Source organism: Natrinema versiforme JCM 10478 (assembly GCF_000337195.1).
Taxonomy (GTDB): Archaea; Halobacteriota; Halobacteria; order Halobacteriales; family Natrialbaceae; genus Natrinema; species Natrinema versiforme.
Genome location: NZ_AOID01000051.1, coordinates 152846 through 167651, shown reverse-complemented (window position 1 = coordinate 167651; position 14806 = coordinate 152846). Strand labels below are relative to the sequence as shown.

At 65.3% G+C, this 14806-nt stretch carries 16 protein-coding genes; 11 read left to right on the top strand and 5 right to left on the bottom strand.

Annotated features, from left to right (window positions below; genetic code table 11):
• The 3 genes from C489_RS17205 to C489_RS17195 form a co-directional block, all read left to right on the top strand.
• Positions 1–413 (top strand): zinc ribbon domain-containing protein (locus tag C489_RS17205; RefSeq protein ID WP_006432613.1); only part of this gene is annotated, 413 nt, incomplete at its 5' end.
• Between the two features lie 164 nt (positions 414–577).
• On the top strand, positions 578–1171 hold the full coding sequence (locus C489_RS17200) for a DJ-1/PfpI family protein (protein WP_006432612.1): 594 nt from the start codon (positions 578–580) through the stop codon (positions 1169–1171).
• Positions 1172–1274: 103 nt separating this feature from the next.
• Complete coding sequence (locus tag C489_RS17195; RefSeq protein WP_006432611.1) at positions 1275–2024, top strand: hypothetical protein; 750 nt, start codon at positions 1275–1277, stop codon at positions 2022–2024.
• A gap of 755 nt (positions 2025–2779) precedes the next feature.
• Here the strand turns inward: C489_RS17195 and C489_RS17185 are convergent.
• Complete coding sequence (locus C489_RS17185; protein WP_006432610.1) at positions 2780–4360, bottom strand: FAD-dependent oxidoreductase; 1581 nt, start codon at positions 4358–4360, stop codon at positions 2780–2782.
• 216 nt (positions 4361–4576) lie between these two features.
• Between C489_RS17185 and C489_RS17180 the strand changes: the two genes are divergently transcribed.
• Together C489_RS17180 and C489_RS17175 are read left to right on the top strand one after the other, a co-directional pair.
• Complete coding sequence (locus tag C489_RS17180; RefSeq protein WP_006432609.1) at positions 4577–5179, top strand: FAD-dependent oxidoreductase; 603 nt, start codon at positions 4577–4579, stop codon at positions 5177–5179.
• Between the two features lie 44 nt (positions 5180–5223).
• On the top strand, positions 5224–5505 hold the full coding sequence (locus C489_RS17175) for a ubiquitin-like small modifier protein 1 (protein ID WP_006432608.1): 282 nt from the start codon (positions 5224–5226) through the stop codon (positions 5503–5505).
• A 32-nt stretch (positions 5506–5537) separates the two neighbouring features.
• Here the strand turns inward: C489_RS17175 and C489_RS17170 are convergent, their stop codons facing one another.
• Positions 5538–7205 (bottom strand): aldehyde ferredoxin oxidoreductase C-terminal domain-containing protein, encoded by a 1668-nt coding sequence (locus C489_RS17170; protein WP_006432607.1) that lies wholly within the window; start codon positions 7203–7205, stop codon positions 5538–5540.
• 118 nt (positions 7206–7323) lie between these two features.
• Between C489_RS17170 and C489_RS17165 the strand changes: the two genes are divergently transcribed.
• From C489_RS17165 to C489_RS17155, 3 genes are all read left to right on the top strand, one after another.
• Positions 7324–7980, top strand: coding sequence for an HAD family hydrolase (locus tag C489_RS17165; RefSeq protein ID WP_006432606.1), 657 nt, complete (start codon positions 7324–7326; stop codon positions 7978–7980).
• 86 nt (positions 7981–8066) lie between these two features.
• Positions 8067–8993: a hypothetical protein gene (locus tag C489_RS17160; RefSeq protein ID WP_006432605.1), complete on the top strand. Its 927-nt coding sequence runs from the start codon at positions 8067–8069 to the stop codon at positions 8991–8993.
• 402 nt (positions 8994–9395) lie between these two features.
• A complete protein-coding gene (locus C489_RS17155; RefSeq protein WP_006432604.1) occupies positions 9396–10325 on the top strand; it encodes a M48 family metallopeptidase in 930 nt (309 codons plus the stop codon).
• A gap of 47 nt (positions 10326–10372) precedes the next feature.
• Here C489_RS17155 and C489_RS17150 read toward each other — a convergent pair whose 3' ends face one another.
• Positions 10373–11095, bottom strand: a complete 723-nt coding sequence (locus C489_RS17150) for a DICT sensory domain-containing protein (protein WP_006432603.1) — start codon at positions 11093–11095, stop codon at positions 10373–10375.
• Positions 11096–11206: 111 nt separating this feature from the next.
• On the bottom strand, positions 11207–11476 hold the full coding sequence (locus C489_RS17145; protein ID WP_006432602.1) for a hypothetical protein: 270 nt from the start codon (positions 11474–11476) through the stop codon (positions 11207–11209).
• Between the two features lie 264 nt (positions 11477–11740).
• Between C489_RS17145 and C489_RS17140 the strand changes: the two genes are divergently transcribed.
• Complete coding sequence (locus C489_RS17140; RefSeq protein ID WP_006432601.1) at positions 11741–12325, top strand: GNAT family N-acetyltransferase; 585 nt, start codon at positions 11741–11743, stop codon at positions 12323–12325.
• A 33-nt stretch (positions 12326–12358) separates the two neighbouring features.
• Here C489_RS17140 and C489_RS17135 read toward each other — a convergent pair whose 3' ends face one another.
• A complete protein-coding gene (locus C489_RS17135; protein WP_006432600.1) occupies positions 12359–12631 on the bottom strand; it encodes a hypothetical protein in 273 nt (90 codons plus the stop codon).
• Positions 12632–12672: 41 nt separating this feature from the next.
• Here C489_RS17135 and C489_RS17130 point away from each other — a divergent pair, with 41 nt between their 5' ends.
• The gene (locus C489_RS17130) at positions 12673–13017 is read left to right on the top strand and encodes a hypothetical protein (RefSeq protein WP_006432599.1); all 345 of its coding nucleotides are present in this window, start codon (positions 12673–12675) and stop codon (positions 13015–13017) included.
• A gap of 87 nt (positions 13018–13104) precedes the next feature.
• Positions 13105–14787, top strand: a complete 1683-nt coding sequence (locus C489_RS17125; RefSeq protein WP_006432598.1) for an acyl-CoA mutase large subunit family protein — start codon at positions 13105–13107, stop codon at positions 14785–14787.
• Positions 14788–14806: the final 19 nt, after the last annotated feature.

The following is a 14806-nucleotide window of genomic DNA, read 5'->3' as shown; positions in this document are numbered from 1 at the left end:
GTATCGACTACGGCACGCGGATGAACCGGCGCTTGCACCATCTCCCGTTTCGTGCCCTTCAATTCTATACGTCGTACAAGGCGTCGTTCGAAGGCATCCCGACTGCGTGGATTAACCCCGAATACACGAGCCAGCGGTGTCCGATGTGCGGGCATACGGAACGGGCGAACCGCAACAAGAAGCGGTTCAAGTGTCGGTCGTGTTTTCATCAAGACCACAGCGACCGTGGTGCAAGCGTCAATATCGCTGTGAAAGGCATGAAGAAACTCGATTGGAATGTGCCTGCTCTCAACAGCCTTCCCGTTGTTCGGAAGGTGCGACGGCAGGCATCGGGGGCTGTGGACGCCCCGGCCGTGACCCACCCGACCGTCCGAGGTTATCAGGCCGATGGTCGGATGGGAGTGTCCGACTAAACCACGGGAAGCTTCGGGGCTTGACCCCGAGGCGGTTCACCGGGAACACAACGTCATCTGACGATCGACGCCGCGCGAACGAGTCGTCGCTGCCCGCCCGATGGTCATGGTACCATTCAACACGGTTATGCCCACCGCGACCGAATGAACGGACGGGAATACCCATGCCAGCACACCAAATCCTGCTCCTCGCCGGCGACTACGTCGAGGACTACGAGGTAATGGTCCCGTTTCAGGCGCTCCAGATGGTCGGCCACGAGGTCCACGCCGTCTGTCCCGACAAGGCGGCCGGCGACAGCTGTCCGACCGCGATTCATGACTTCGAGGGCGACCAGACCTACACCGAGAAACCGGGGCATAACTTCGAGCTGAACCACGACTTCGACGCTGTCGACCCCGCCGACTACGACGCGCTGGTCGTCCCGGGCGGCCGCGCGCCCGAGTACCTCCGGACCTACGACGAGGTCCTCGAGATCACCCGGCACTTCTTCGCGGAAGACAAGCCCGTCGCGGCGCTGTGTCACGGCGTCCAGCTCCTCGCCGCCGCGGACGTGCTCGAGGGCCGGACCTGTACCGGCTATCCGGCTCTCGAGGCGGACGTTCGCATCTCGGGCGGCGAGTGGGAAGACGGCGTCACCCGGGACGGCAATCTCGTGACCGGGCAGGCGTGGCCCGATCATCCCGACTGGCTCGCGGAGTTCCTCGAGGTTCTCGGAACCGATGTCGACCACGCCGAGCCGGCGGCCGCGGACGACTGATCGCGAGCGACGAGGACCGAACCCCGCCGTATAGCGGGCATCGACGGCGAGACGGGCGACGCGAGTCGGCGTCCTTTTTCTTCCCCGGGACCCAGTCTCGCGTATGAACGCTGGGACGGTCGACGACCTGCTCACCCGGGAACTGCGGGACGATCGGATCGGGCTCGTCGACGCGACGGGCCGGGAGTACGACTACCACTGGCTCTGTACGACCTCGTGGAAGGCCGGCAACTTCCTGCGCCATTCGGGCGTCCGCGAGGGCGTCACCGTCGGCGTCGTCGGCGACGGCCCCCTCGCCCTGCTGGCCTGCTTCGGGACGACGCTGCTCGAGGCCACCACCCAATTCGATCCGCCAACGGATCTCGCGGACGAGGCGGACTTTCGAACCCTCGTGGCTCCGGTCGACTCCCTCGAGGACTACGACTTGCCGCGGGGGGCACAGCGCGTCGGCTACGGGGACGAGCCCGACGCGCCCGACGTTCACCACTTCGACGCCGGCCTCTGGAGCGAGAACCCGTCGTTCCCGCCGCTGGCGATCGACCCCGACACTGCAATCCTGACCGACGGCGAGCGGACCGTGACCCACGAGGCGGTGCTCGAGGCCGCACGCGGCGTCGTCGAAGCCACCGGCCTCGAGGCGGACGACCGCGTGGTCGTTCGCGCGCCGCTGTCGGACCCCCGCACCGTCGTTGCCGGTGTGATCGCGCCGCTGCTCGCCAAGGGCGTGATCGTGCTCTCGGGCGACGAGGACGAGAGCGACGGCGAACGCGGAACGTACGCCGTCTCGAGCGAAGGAGTTGGGTCGGTTCCGGAACCGAACCGCATTGACCTCGAGTCAGTATCATTCCAGTAGATAGTAGACAGTTTCTTTATTTGGAGCGGTTTCTGAAAGCCGTGATAAGTACAGGGCGTACAAGTATCGCCTATTCCGCTCCCTCACACAGAAAGTCTATACAAATGTGTTGTACATCTCACTACATGCCCTCTCGTCGTGCTATCCTCCGAGCTACGCCCTCTCTACTCGCTGGTGCGTTTTCTGGATGTACCGCCTCAGTTCTTTCTAACCGACATCCTCGTCTCAACTGTATCGAACTGATTAATTTAGACACCCAAGCGCATACCGTTCACCTGCGTGTCGAGTATGAGGATGAAGAAATCCTCTCTGATTCCTATACTATTGATGGCCGTGAAGAAGATGGGCGAACTCAACAACGATGGATCCCACAGGAGTGGCCCGATGAGACGAGACAATTCCGTGTCTATTTTCGGATGGACATGCATTCAGAGTGGGTAACAATCGAATCTGAGGAAGAATTGGGCGAGTATGCTATCCAGATAGCGTATCGGATTGGTTCAGATGGCCACGGTATACCCTTTTGGGAAACACGCGATTCTGATGACGACGAGCGAGATTGTAGCGAATCGCTCGCGAACCCAATCGAAACTGACGGGTGAACCAGTGGTTCGGACTATGTGGTTTCCGTGCGCTATCCACCTATAGCCGGTCATTCGCATCCCAACTTGCCGGATCGGACGATTCGGTTTCGCACCGCCGCCTGAGTGAAGAGAGAATTCAAAACTACTGGTGACGACGACTCGTTCTGGGACTCAAAGCCGTCGATACAGCAGTCCCTCGACGGCGGGCCCCGACAGCACCTCGCCGTCGTGGGTGAACCGCGAGCCGTGGCAGGGACAGTCCCACGTCCGTTCGGCGTCGTTCCACCGGACGAGACAGCCCATGTGCGGACAGGTCGCTGACACGGCGTGGGTCGTCCCGTCCTCGTCGCGGTAGACTCCCAGCGGCTGGTCCGTTCGCCGAACGACACGACCGTCCCCGGGGTCGGGGAACCCGTCCGAACCGCGCGCCTCGAGCGACGCCAGCAGCGACTTGATCCGGTCGCCGACGAAACTGCCGCCGACTTTGGCGTTCTCCTCGAGGAAGCGCTTCGCGGAGGCCGTCGGCGTGAACCGCTGGGGATCGAAGACGTCGGCCCACGGGTTCTCGCCCTCGGTAATGAGGTCGGCGAGGATCATCCCCGCGGCGGTGCCGGCGGTCATCCCCCAGCCCTTGAATCCGGTGCCGACGTAGACGTGCTCGGAGAGCGGATCGATCCGACCGATAAAAGGCACGTCGTCGACCGGCGAGTAGTCCATGGTCGACCAGCGGTACTCGATCGATTCGACATCGAAGTGCGCTCGGGCGAACGCCTCGCAGCGCCGGTAGCGTTCGGAGGTCGCCACCCCGTCGACGCTTGGCTTGTGGCTCTGGCCGCCGACGATCAGGAGTTCCTCCGATTCCCCCGCCTCGTCCGGTTCCGCCGACTCGGTCACCGGATACCGCCGTATCGTCGCCGGCGGCGAGGCGGTGTTGTAGTACATGCCCGCCGGCGGTGAACCGTCGATGCGAACGGCGAGCAGATAGGCTCGGTGGGGATGCATCCGCGCGAAGTAGCCGGCCCGATCGAAGAACGGGAAGTGCGTCGCGACGACCACGTCGTCGGCGACGACCTCTCCCCGCTCCGTTTTGACCCGACACGGCGAGCCGGGTTCGATCTCGAGCGCGCGGGTCTCCTCGAAGACGTAGCTATCCTCGCCGTGGATCTCATCCGCGATCGACAGGAGGTACTTCCGCGGGTGGAACGCCGCCTGCTCGTCGAAGCGGACCGCGCCGTCGACGTCGTACGGCAGCGGCGTCTCCTCGACGTACGAGGCGGGGAGCCCGAGCCGCTGGGCCGCGTCGACCTCGTCGCGAACCTTCGAAACGTCGTCGAGCGAGGCCGCGTAGGTGTAGGCCTCGGTGCGCCGGAAGTCACAGTCGATGTCGAACTCCTCGACGCGCCGCTCGACGGTATCGATCGCCGCCTCGTTGGCCTCGGCGTACTGTCTCGCCCGTTCCTCGCCGAACTCGGAGACGAGCGTGTCGTAGCACAGCCCGTGCTGGGAGGTGAGCTTGGCCGTCGTGTGTCCGGTCGTGCTCTCGATGATCCGATCCGACTCGAGGACCGCGACGGACCGACCGGCCTCTTTGAGTTCGATCGCCGTGCTCAGTCCGGTGATGCCGCCACCGACGACAGCCACGTCGACGTCGAGCCCGTCCTCGAAGGGGTCGTAGTCGGTCGTCGGCGTCGTGGCCAGCCACAGCGACTCCGGATCCGGGGATTCGGGTGCAGGTGCGGTATCGTCCGACATTGGAATCACCGCGTCGAGCTATCCACACTCGGCCCAAAAGGGGTCGGGGGTGAAATCGCTCGCTCGAGCGACCCGCCCAGTCCAGCGATTGGAACCAACTGACGACCGCTGCGGGGGAGCTGACGTGACGAGAAGCGAGAACCGACGAGCAGCGATTCGAGACTGTCTCGATCGCTGTCGGAATTTTTTATCCCGTCGTTCGTGGTCACTGCGCATATGCCAGATGTCGTCATCGTCGGCGGCGGCGCGGCCGGACTGAGCGCGGCGCTTTTCACCGCGAAAAACGACCTCGAGACCGTCGTCTTCGACACCGACGAGACGTGGATGCACAAGGCCCACCTGTTCAACTATCCGGGAATCCGGAGCATCAGCGGCAGCGAGTTCATGGAACTGACCCGTGGACAGGTCAGCGACCGCGGAGCAGACATCCGCGTCGGCGAGGCGGTCATTGAGGTCGAACCGGGCGACGACGGGTTCCGCGTCGAAACCAGCGTTGCGTCGGAGACGCAACGAGCAGACGGCGAAGCCGTCGACGATGACGGCGAGTACGAGGCCGACTACGTCGTGCTCGCGACGGGTGCCGATCGCTCCATGGCCGAGGACCTCGAGGTGGATTTTTCCGACGACGGTACCGTCGACGTGGACCTCGACACGGAGACGAGCATCAAGAACTTGTACGCGACGGGCGCGATGGTCCGGGACGAGGAGTGGCAAGCCGTGATCGCGGCGGGCGACGGTGCGTCGGCGGCGCTCGACATTCTGAGCAAGGAGAAAGGCGAGCACTTCCACGACTTCGACGTACCGGACGACGTGGCCTAAGCTCGCCCCTCGACTACAAGGGACGCCGCGTCGAACGTCACTGTGTGCAACTCGAGTGCGTCTTCTTCGGCCCGTTTCGCGACGCCGTCGGCGAGAAGACGGTCCGGTACGAGACGGACGCCGACACCGTCGGCGACCTCTTGGCCGAACTCGAGGCGGCGTATCCGGGCCTCGAGGGCGAACTCGTGGCCGCGGACGGCGACGGGCTGGCGGGGGACACGGTCGTCACGAAGGATGCGAAGCACGTCGTCCACATCGACGGCCTCGAGACGGCCCTCGAAGACGGTTCCGTGATCCGGCTGGTACCGTCGGTGTACGGCGGGTGAGCGGGCCAGTTCCGAACTGAGTCTCGCTCTCGTCAGTCCGCTGACGGCGCGATCGGCTCGAGGGCCGTGTCCGGAACGATGCCGTCTGCGGTCCAGCCCCGCGCCGCGTAGTACTCGTCGATCGCCGCCTCGAGGTCTGGAATCTTGTAGGGCAGCCCGTCGTCGCTCCGGTCGAACCCCCGCTGGTTGTTGAAGTGGCGCTCGCGGCGAACGGTCCGCGCGCCGATTTCCATCAGATCGGCGTAGTCGGCGTCGAACAGCGTCTCGAGTCTGTCCGGGGTGACGTAGTCGCTGCCGAACGCACAGACGATGCCGGTGTCCCGGAACGCGGAGGCGTTTTCCTCGTGGACGAGTCGCTCGGCCTTCCCGAGGGTGCCCTCCGGATCGAGTTCGCCGCTGTACTCGGGGGTCAGCATGCCGGCGTACATGTGGTCCGCACCGCGGTTCGCGACGGCGTAGGAGAGTCCCTGTCCGTGGAGGACGCGCCCGTCATGGGCGGCGAACTCGGTGCCCTTGACCGTGTAGTTGTCGACGCCGAGGTCGGCGTGACAGCGGTCGACGCCCTCCGCGAGGCGGTCGCCGATCCCCTCACGATACGCGATCTTCTCGGTGAGTTCCCGCGCGAGGTCGGCGTTACCGAACTCGTCCTCGCTCGCGAGGTAGGCCGCGACGGTGACCCCGGCGGAGATCGTGTCCATGCCGAGGGAGTCACAGAGTTCGTTGGCCTTCATCACGTCGACGATGTCCCCGACGCCCTGGCTCGAGCCGAACGCGTAGACGGTTTCGAACTCCGGGCCCTCGGTTTCGACGCCCGCCTCCTCGTCACGCGTCGGGAGCTTACAGGCGTAGGCACACGCCGAGCACGCGCGCTTCTCGTACTTTTTTGCTTCGACGGCGGCACCGCCGATCCGGTCGGCGTGCTCGAACCCGTACTCCTCGAAGTAGCGGGTCGGAAGCGCGAAGTTGTCGTTGATGAACTCAGTGCTGCCCGTCGTCCCCTGCCGTCGCAGTAGGTCGTCCGACTGGGCCGCCTCCCGGTGGATGTCCATCTCCGGCGGGTTCGGGATTTCGACCGAGGGTTCTGCCTCGCCCTCGAATGTGACGAACTTTACATGTTTCGATCCCAGCACGGCACCCAGCCCGCCGCGACCGAACGCCCGCGAATCGAAGGTCATCGCCGAGGCGAACCGGACCCGGTTCTCGCCGGCGGGGCCGATCGCGAGGCAGTTGTCCGGTCCGAGGCCGTGGCGGTCGGCCATGTACTCTGAGGTTTCGGGCACCGTCGCACCCTCGAGTTCGGGTACCTCCTCGAACTCGACGCCGCAGTCGGTGACGTGGACGGCCAGTAGCTCGTCGCTCGTGCCCGCGAGCTCGAGGACGCCGATCCCCGTTCCGACGACGTTTCGCGAGAGGTAGCCGCCGGCGTTGCTCGAGACCAGCCCGTCGGTCAGCGGCGAGAGGGCGGTCATGTTCAGCCGGCCGGTAAAGGACATCCGGGACTGCTGGAGCGGTCCCGGGGCGAGATAGGCGCGGTTCTCGGGGCCGAACGGGTCCGCGTCGAACGGGATTCGCTCGTGGGCCAGCGCCGTCGCGACCGCCCGCCCGCCGACGGCCGCCTCGAGCGTGTCGTCGATGCTCGTCTCGGTCGCCGTTCGGTCGCCCACGTCGACGGTGAGAAGCGGGCCTTTTGCGTGCAACATGGGACCATTCACCACTGGGGATGCCTTAGCTCTGGGCCCCGATCGACACGGAGATCGGGGTCCGCCGTGCCGATGATCTCAACAGAATTATAATCCCGACAGCGATATCTGTGCCAATATGACCTACGATGCGGTCCTGTTCGACTTCGACGGGGTCGTCGTCGAGAGTCCGTCGTCCCAGCGGCTGTCCGCCGCGCTCGGCCGTACGTACGAGCAACTCGGCCGGTCCGAACCGGCGACCGAGACGCTGCAGGCGCTCCTCCGGGGCGACTTCGAATCGATCGCCGAGCGCTGTCGCAGCCTCGGCATCGAGACGAACGCGTTCTGTGCCCAAGCCGCCCGCGAGATGGTTCGTGCCCAGTGTGAGGAAGTCGAGCGCGGGCTGCGTTCTGCCTACGACGATGTTACCGCCGTTCGGTCGCTCGAGTTGCCCCTCGGTATCGTCAGCGACAATCACCCGACCGTGGTCTCGACGCTGCTCGATCGATTCGGGCTGCGATCGCTGTTCGAGACCGTCTACGGCTGTCCGCTGAGCCCCGAGGGGCTCGCCCGGCGCAAGCCCGATCCGACGAACATCGAGACCGCGATGGACTCCCTTGAGGCCGAGTCCGCGCTGTACATCGGCGACCGAGCCGTCGACGTGCGGGCGGCCGACAACGCGGGCATCGATTCGGTGTTGCTCTCGCGGTCCGACGGGGACGAACGAGTCGAGGCCGACATCGACCCGACCTACCACCTCCCGTCGCTCTCGCAGCTTCCGTCCGTTCTCGAGTAGGCCGCGCTTTCTCGCCAGCGAGACCGACGTTCGACGGTGGCAGATTCGTGGCCGCGCTTTTTCCGCTCGCTCGCCGTAGCCACCCTATGGAACCCGACGACACGTGGGCGAGCATTCGGCGGCAGTGTGAGGGCCTCGAGCCGGGCACCGAACTGCTGACGCCGGTCTCCGAGCGGCCGTTCGAGGTCGAGCGGACCGACGACGACCGGATCGTCGTCCGGTTCGGCGATAGCGGCGAGACGCGACCGCTCTGGCGCGAGCAGTTCGTCGTCTTCCTCGAGCAACTCGACGACGGCGAGGTTTCGATCGACCACCTCCAGCCGGGGGTCGAGCCCTACGCTAGCGTCGTGACCCTCGCCGACGAGTACGCTGCCGACGACGAGGTGATCAGGTACGATACCGACGGGAGCGCCGGAGAAAGCCCGTTTCTCGTTCCCGCGGCGGACGCCCGAAACCCGCCCGAACGCGTCCACGACGACGCTCTGTTACTGGCCGCACTGCTCGAGGAACTCGACGCCGACGAGCCCACGGCCCTCGACACCGACTCGCTGACGGACCTCTACGTGCTCGCGTCGGACGTCCAGCACGGCTCCGATCGGGTCCGCCGCTCGGCCCGGGAACCCCTGCTCGAGCGACTCGGCCCCGACCAGGAACTCCACGGGCGCTACGGGACCGTCCGGCGGACGACTCGGGAGCGACGACAGCCCAAAGACGCCGAAACGATCTTCGCCGCCCTCGACGAGCGCGGCATCCCCCGCGAGTGGGTGACGGGCGTCGACCGGGACAAACTAGATGTCGTCCTCGCCGTGACCGACCTCGAGGAGCCCGAGGTCTACGATATCGAGGAAGACGTCTACGTCCAGAAGACCGGCGTCGACGAGGACGAGAAGTACTCGCGACTGCAGGGGATCGCCGACCGGATCGACGACCTCGAGGGTGCCGAAGGCGAGGAGCTACGCGACGAACTGGACGATATCGAAGACCGGCTCGAAGAGGCGCTGTCGGCTGACTGATCGCTCGAGCTGCGATACCGGTCTGTAGCACCCCGAAAACCCGCGGTCGATCGATTTGGTTCGCAGCGTCGGTACGGGCGAGACACATACAACCGGCCCGACCAAGCCACGGCGGTGGCGCGCGCTGTGCTGCGGTTCGCCATCGGCGAACCGCAGGACAACGTTGTGCGAGGGATGAGCGAACGCAGTGAGCGAATCGGCTGGGGAGGGCGTGGCGATTCCCCGTTGCCAGCGCGAGTCGGACACGCATCGTTGCTGGTCTCTCGTCGGCTGCTCACCCGCATCACCCGCTCTCTGACTCACAAAGCCGTCTCGAGCGCCCGTCCGATACCCGTTTCAACCGGCCGCCCGTAGGGCTGCTCGACACCGATGTCTGCTCGTCCCGCGGGGACCCGGCTCCTGATGGCACTGGTCGGCTGCCTGTTGTTGGTGTGGTACCTCGGACTGGCGGCGCTGAGCTACTGGGCGCTGTCGGTGCTCCGGGCCTCCGCGCCCGACCCTGCGACGGCGGTCCTGTTGATCATCGCGGTCGGACTCCTCGGCGGCTATCTCAGCTATCGACTCGGGACGAAACACCTCCTCTCGAGTCTCGAGGCGGTCGAACTGCCGCGTTCGCACGCACCCGGATTCTACCGGCGGATCGACGCCCTCGAGTCCCGGATGAACGTCGGTTCGCCGACGATCCTGCTCGCCCGGCTGCCGATGCCCAACGCCTTCGCGCTGGGCAGCAAGCGAAACGGCGTCGTCGTCCTCGACCGCTCGCTGCTCCGGCTGCTGACCCTCGACGAACTCGAGGCGCTCGCGGCCCACGAACTCGCCCACCTCGAGCGCTACGACGCGTTCGTTCAGACGCTCGCCTACAGCGTCTTCCGGCTCGTCGCAGGACTCGTCTTTCTGGTGTTAGCTCCGTTCTTGCTTCCGCTCGCGGGGATCGCTCGAGCGGTCGCGTGGATCCGCGGCAATCCAGCGTCGTGGTCCCGGACGGCGTTCGGCCGACTGCTGCAGGTCGTCGAGGGCGGCGTCGTGGCCGGGTTTCTCCTCGTGACCCTCGCCGTCCGCGCACACTCGCGCCGGCGGGAGTACGCCGCCGACGACCGCGCCGCAGCGGTCACCGGCAAGCCGGTCGCGCTCGCTCGCGCGCTCCGGACGATCCAGCGCGCCGCCGAGCCCTCGCAAGGATTGCTCTCGACCCTGTACGTCCACACCGAAGAGGACGACGACTTGACGCGACTCCTCTCGACCCATCCCTCGACGGACGACCGAATCGAACGGCTGCTCGAGCAATCCCGACTTGCACGCGAGCACGGGCAGAGAGGAGAGTCGAATCGGTGATATCGAGACGGGGCCACGACCGTTGCGAGTCGCTGCCGCGACGCAACTCAGGCGAGATGCTCCATGCGAGCGATGACGTCGTCGACGACAGCGGGTCGCTCCGTCCAGAACCCGTAGAACTGGTTTGGGCCGCGTTCCTGGGCGAGCAGGACGATTTTCTGCTCGTCGTCACCGTCCCCGTCGTAGGCGACCCACCAGTGGTTGCGGAGTTCCTCGCTGTCGCCGTCGTGAACCGTTAGCTCGAGGTCCGGGAGCGGCTTTCGGTCGGGTTCACCGTAGACGTGCGTCTTGACGGCCGAGGACGCGAGATTCCGGTAGACCTCGGGCTGGTAATCGAGCTTGGACAGCTGTTGGAAGCCCGCGTGAAGCTCGCCGGAACCGGCGTTCCAGGCGCGGAACTCGACGATCCGCGAGGCCATGATCATCCGCTGCTTGTCGTACGATTCGAAGGTGTTGTCCGTCAGTTCGGTGACCACGGCCGGGCGGTCGGCCTGCAGCCCGACGGCCATCGACTCCGTCCAGGCTTGAGCGTAGCGTCGAACGTTCTCGAACGGACTCGAGACGATGTGCCGGCCGTCCGCGCGGAGTTCGACGACGGCGGTCAGGGGGCCGGACGCATCGACGATCTCGAGGTCGACCTCGTGCGGATCGAAAAAGGACTCGATCGCCGCGACATCGACGTCGTCCGCAGGGGGACACACGCGAACCGTCTTCCGATCGGTTTCGGTCCTGTCGATGCGGTCGGCGAGCGACTCGGTGGTGACGTTCACGACCGCTGAATAATCAGTCGACCGGATTGTGTACCCGGGCTACGTTGTTAGGGCGATTTTCGGTTCCCGACTGGCGGAACCGCTCGATCCACGATTGCGGATCGCTCGCCGCTACCGGACGGTAGTCCACCCGCAGTCGACGCAGACGTCTGATTCGCCGTCTGGTACCGTGTATCCGGAACAGACCGGACAGTCAGTTGCGAGGGTGCCGCCGTCGGCGACGACCCGATCCGACGATCGCTCTTCCTCGAGCGAGTCGGGGAGAGACGGATGACACGCCGCACACACGTGCTGGGACCGTCTGTGCGTCATGGTCTCGGTTCGGGTTCGGTGCGTAAAGCGTCGAGCGACCTCGTCGCCGCAGCGTTCGCATTCGGCCATTGTATGATAACAACCAACACGGGGGGTCAAAAGTCTTGCCCATATATTTCCTTCTCCCTATATATTTGGCCTAGTAATGGTCTATATGGGTAGAAAGTAGAACGAATGATGGGATATTATCTCAGTAGTGGCGAAATATCCAAATAGGCATGGGGAGTGGGGCGAGACGTGATCGAAGGCACCGACAGAACGGAAGCAGCGCGCCAGTGACGAGATACTGGCAACCCACAAACCCTTTTGGCTGCACACGTCCTACGTCGAATCATGTACGTGCGGGACGCGAAAAACAGGGAAGAGGTCTGGTTGCTGGATCACATCGAGTCGATGGGACTCGACGAGACGGCGTTTCGCTCCCGCGACTACGTCGTCGCCATCGACGAGGAATCCGGCGAGAAGGCCGGGTTCGGCCGCATCCGCGTCCACAAGACCGACGACGGCGACTCCGTCTGTGAACTGACCAGCATCGGCGTCCTCGAGGGCTGGCGCGAACAGGGCGTCGGGGCCCACATCGTCGAACGGCTCGTCGAGTACGCCGGGGATCAGGGGTTCGAGACGGTCTTCGTCCTGACCGGCGCGGGTGCATACCTCGCCCAGTTCGGCTTCCAGCGGATCGACGAGTCCGAACTGCCGGCAGTCTTACAAGAGCGCCTCGAGGACAAACGGGAGGGCTCCGATCCGGACGCGGTGCCGCTGACGATCGACGTCGACGAGTTCCGGATGCCCGACCGGCTCCGGGAGGCGTTCAAGCGCGCGCCGGAGGGACGCGACGAGACGGGCGACGAGGAGTCGCCGGAGGACTTCGGTATCGACCCCGACTCGGCCACGTACAAGTACGACACGGGCCGGTAACCGATGCGGATGACACCGGTCGTTCGGTCCGCCTCACCGGTCCGACCCCGCTCCGGCGAGTCGCTGGTCGAAGCCGTGGCGGAACGCAACCCAGCCGATTCCCGAGAGGAAGAGCATCGGCGGGAGGATCGCGAAGGCCCACAGCGGGTCCAGTCCCCAGCGCAGCAGGAGTCCGAGGTTCAGCAGTCCAAGGGCCAGAAACGGCGCGACGTAGCGGGCGGCGCGGCGGCGGTCGCCCGTGTCGTCCGCCCGCCTCGACGGCTCCGGCAGCCCCGACTCCGACGGTCCCGACGAATCCCCGGTCATAGACGGGTCGTCGACGCCTCGAGACAAAAGCGGCAGTGGCGATGCGAGTGACAGTCATTACTTCGAACGAATCTGATTCGACGATCGAGGGCGGCGAATCAGCCGACGGCGAGGACGACGCGGTGCGCGTCTGGCTCGTCGAACGAACCTACGGGGACGACGAACTCAATCTCGTCATCCTCGTCTACGCGACCGCAGACGGCAGCCGGTACCACCGCCGCGAGCGAGCGCTCACGAGCTTTACCGGCCCCGCTCGAGAGACGAAGGCGAGTCTCCGGGTCTCGACGGACGCGCTCGGCACCGTCGACGATCCGGCGACGCGGGAGCGCTACGCCGAGGAGGCGTCGCGGATGGCCGACAAACACGACCCCGAGGACACCGTCTGAGACGATTTCCAACGTCCCGGCGAGGCGAACGGGAAAGCTTGACGTGTTCATCAAAGTTGAAGCCCCGGCCGGTCTACGATAACCATAATGTTCGACCCCGATGAACTCGAGGAGATCCGTGCCGGCAAGGCCGAGTGGCACGAGGCCGAAGTCGAGCCGGTCCTCGAGCGGTTCGGCGAGCGCAAGGAAACGTTCACGACTGATACAGGGGGCCAAGAGGTCGACCGGCTCTACACGCCCGACGATGTCGGCGACCTCGATTACGAGGAGGACCTTGGAAACCCGGGCGAACCGCCGTATACGCGCGGGGTCTACTCCACCGGCTACCGTGGCCGGCTCTGGACGATGCGCCAGTACGCCGGATTCTCGACGCCGGAAGATACGAACGAGCGCTATCACTACCTGCTCGACGAGGGCCAGACCGGGCTCTCGATGGCCTTCGACCTGCCGACGCAGATGGGCTATGACTCCGACGCCGCGATGGCCGCGGGCGAGGTGGGGAAAGCCGGCGTCGCGATCGACTCGCTCGACGATATGGAGACCGTTTTCGACGGCATCCCGCTCGATGAAGTCTCGACATCGATGACGATCAACGCGCCGGCGTCGGTGCTGCTGGCGATGTACATCGCGGTCGGCGACCAGCAGGGTGTCGACCGCTCGGAGCTGCGCGGGACGATTCAAAACGACATTCTCAAAGAGTACATCGCCCGCAATACGTACATCTACCCGCCCGAGCCGTCGATGCGGATCATCACGGACATCTTCGACTTTTGTGCCGCCGAGACGCCGAAGTTCAACACCATCTCGATCTCCGGCTACCACATCCGCGAGGCCGGCTCGACGGCCGCACAGGAACTGGCCTTCACGCTTGGCAACGGCATCGAGTACGTCGAGACGGCGATCGAAGCGGGGCTCGATGTCGACGACTTCGCGCCGCAGCTCTCCTTTTTCTTCAACGGGCACAACAACATCTTCGAGGAGGTCGCCAAGTTCCGCGCGGCCCGCCGGATGTGGCACGACATTATCGAGGAGCGGTTCGATCCGGACGACCCCAAGTCCAAACAGCTCAAGTTCCACACCCAGACCGCGGGCTCGATGCTGACCGCCCAGCAGATCGAGAACAACGTCGTCCGCGTCGCCTATCAGGCGCTGGCCGCGGTGCTCGGCGGCACCCAGAGCCTCCACACGAACGGGAAAGACGAGGCCCTTGCCCTGCCGACCGAGGAGTCCGTCCGTACCGCCCTGCGCACCCAGCAGATCCTCGCCCACGAGTCCGGCGCGGCCGACACTATCGATCCGCTGGCGGGCAGCTACTACGTCGAATCGCTGACCGACGACGTCGAGGAAGAGGCCTACGAGATCATGGACGAGGTCGACGACCGCGGCGGCATGCTCGAGGCCGTCGAGCAACAGTGGGTCCAGCGCCAGATCCAGGACACGGCCTTCGACCGGCAGAAGGAAATCGAGGCAAAAGAGCGGATCATCGTCGGCGTCAACGAGTTCGAGGTCGACGAGGATCCCCAGATGGACGTCGAGGAGGTCACCGAGGAAGACCAGCAGCGACAGATCGACAGCCTCGAGTCGGTCCGCGAGTCCCGCGACGACGAGGCCGTCGACGCGGCCCTCGAGGCGCTACGGGACGCGGCACAGAGCGAGCAGAACCTCATGCCGTACATCATCGACGCGGTCAAGGCCTACGCCACGGTCGGCGAGATCTGTAACGTCATGCGCGACGAGTTCGGGGAGTACCAGCCCGGCGGCGCGATGTAGCCCTCGAGGCGACCGGGGT

Excerpts from the sequence above, each read along its gene's own strand:
- C489_RS17200 (WP_006432612.1), top strand. The coding sequence starts at position 578 with ATGCCAGCACACCAAATCCTGCTCCTCGCCGGCGACTACGTCGAGGAC.
- C489_RS17195 (WP_006432611.1), top strand. The coding sequence starts at position 1,275 with ATGAACGCTGGGACGGTCGACGACCTGCTCACCCGGGAACTGCGGGAC.
- C489_RS17185 (WP_006432610.1), bottom strand. The coding sequence starts at position 4,360 with ATGTCGGACGATACCGCACCTGCACCCGAATCCCCGGATCCGGAGTCG.
- C489_RS17180 (WP_006432609.1), top strand. The coding sequence starts at position 4,577 with ATGCCAGATGTCGTCATCGTCGGCGGCGGCGCGGCCGGACTGAGCGCG.
- C489_RS17170 (WP_006432607.1), bottom strand. The coding sequence starts at position 7,205 with ATGTTGCACGCAAAAGGCCCGCTTCTCACCGTCGACGTGGGCGACCGA.
- C489_RS17165 (WP_006432606.1), top strand. The coding sequence starts at position 7,324 with ATGACCTACGATGCGGTCCTGTTCGACTTCGACGGGGTCGTCGTCGAG.
- C489_RS17160 (WP_006432605.1), top strand. The coding sequence starts at position 8,067 with ATGGAACCCGACGACACGTGGGCGAGCATTCGGCGGCAGTGTGAGGGC.
- C489_RS17155 (WP_006432604.1), top strand. The coding sequence starts at position 9,396 with ATGGCACTGGTCGGCTGCCTGTTGTTGGTGTGGTACCTCGGACTGGCG.
- C489_RS17145 (WP_006432602.1), bottom strand. The coding sequence starts at position 11,476 with ATGGCCGAATGCGAACGCTGCGGCGACGAGGTCGCTCGACGCTTTACG.
- C489_RS17140 (WP_006432601.1), top strand. The coding sequence starts at position 11,741 with ATGTACGTGCGGGACGCGAAAAACAGGGAAGAGGTCTGGTTGCTGGAT.
- C489_RS17135 (WP_006432600.1), bottom strand. The coding sequence starts at position 12,631 with ATGACCGGGGATTCGTCGGGACCGTCGGAGTCGGGGCTGCCGGAGCCG.
- C489_RS17130 (WP_006432599.1), top strand. The coding sequence starts at position 12,673 with ATGCGAGTGACAGTCATTACTTCGAACGAATCTGATTCGACGATCGAG.
- C489_RS17125 (WP_006432598.1), top strand. The coding sequence starts at position 13,105 with ATGTTCGACCCCGATGAACTCGAGGAGATCCGTGCCGGCAAGGCCGAG.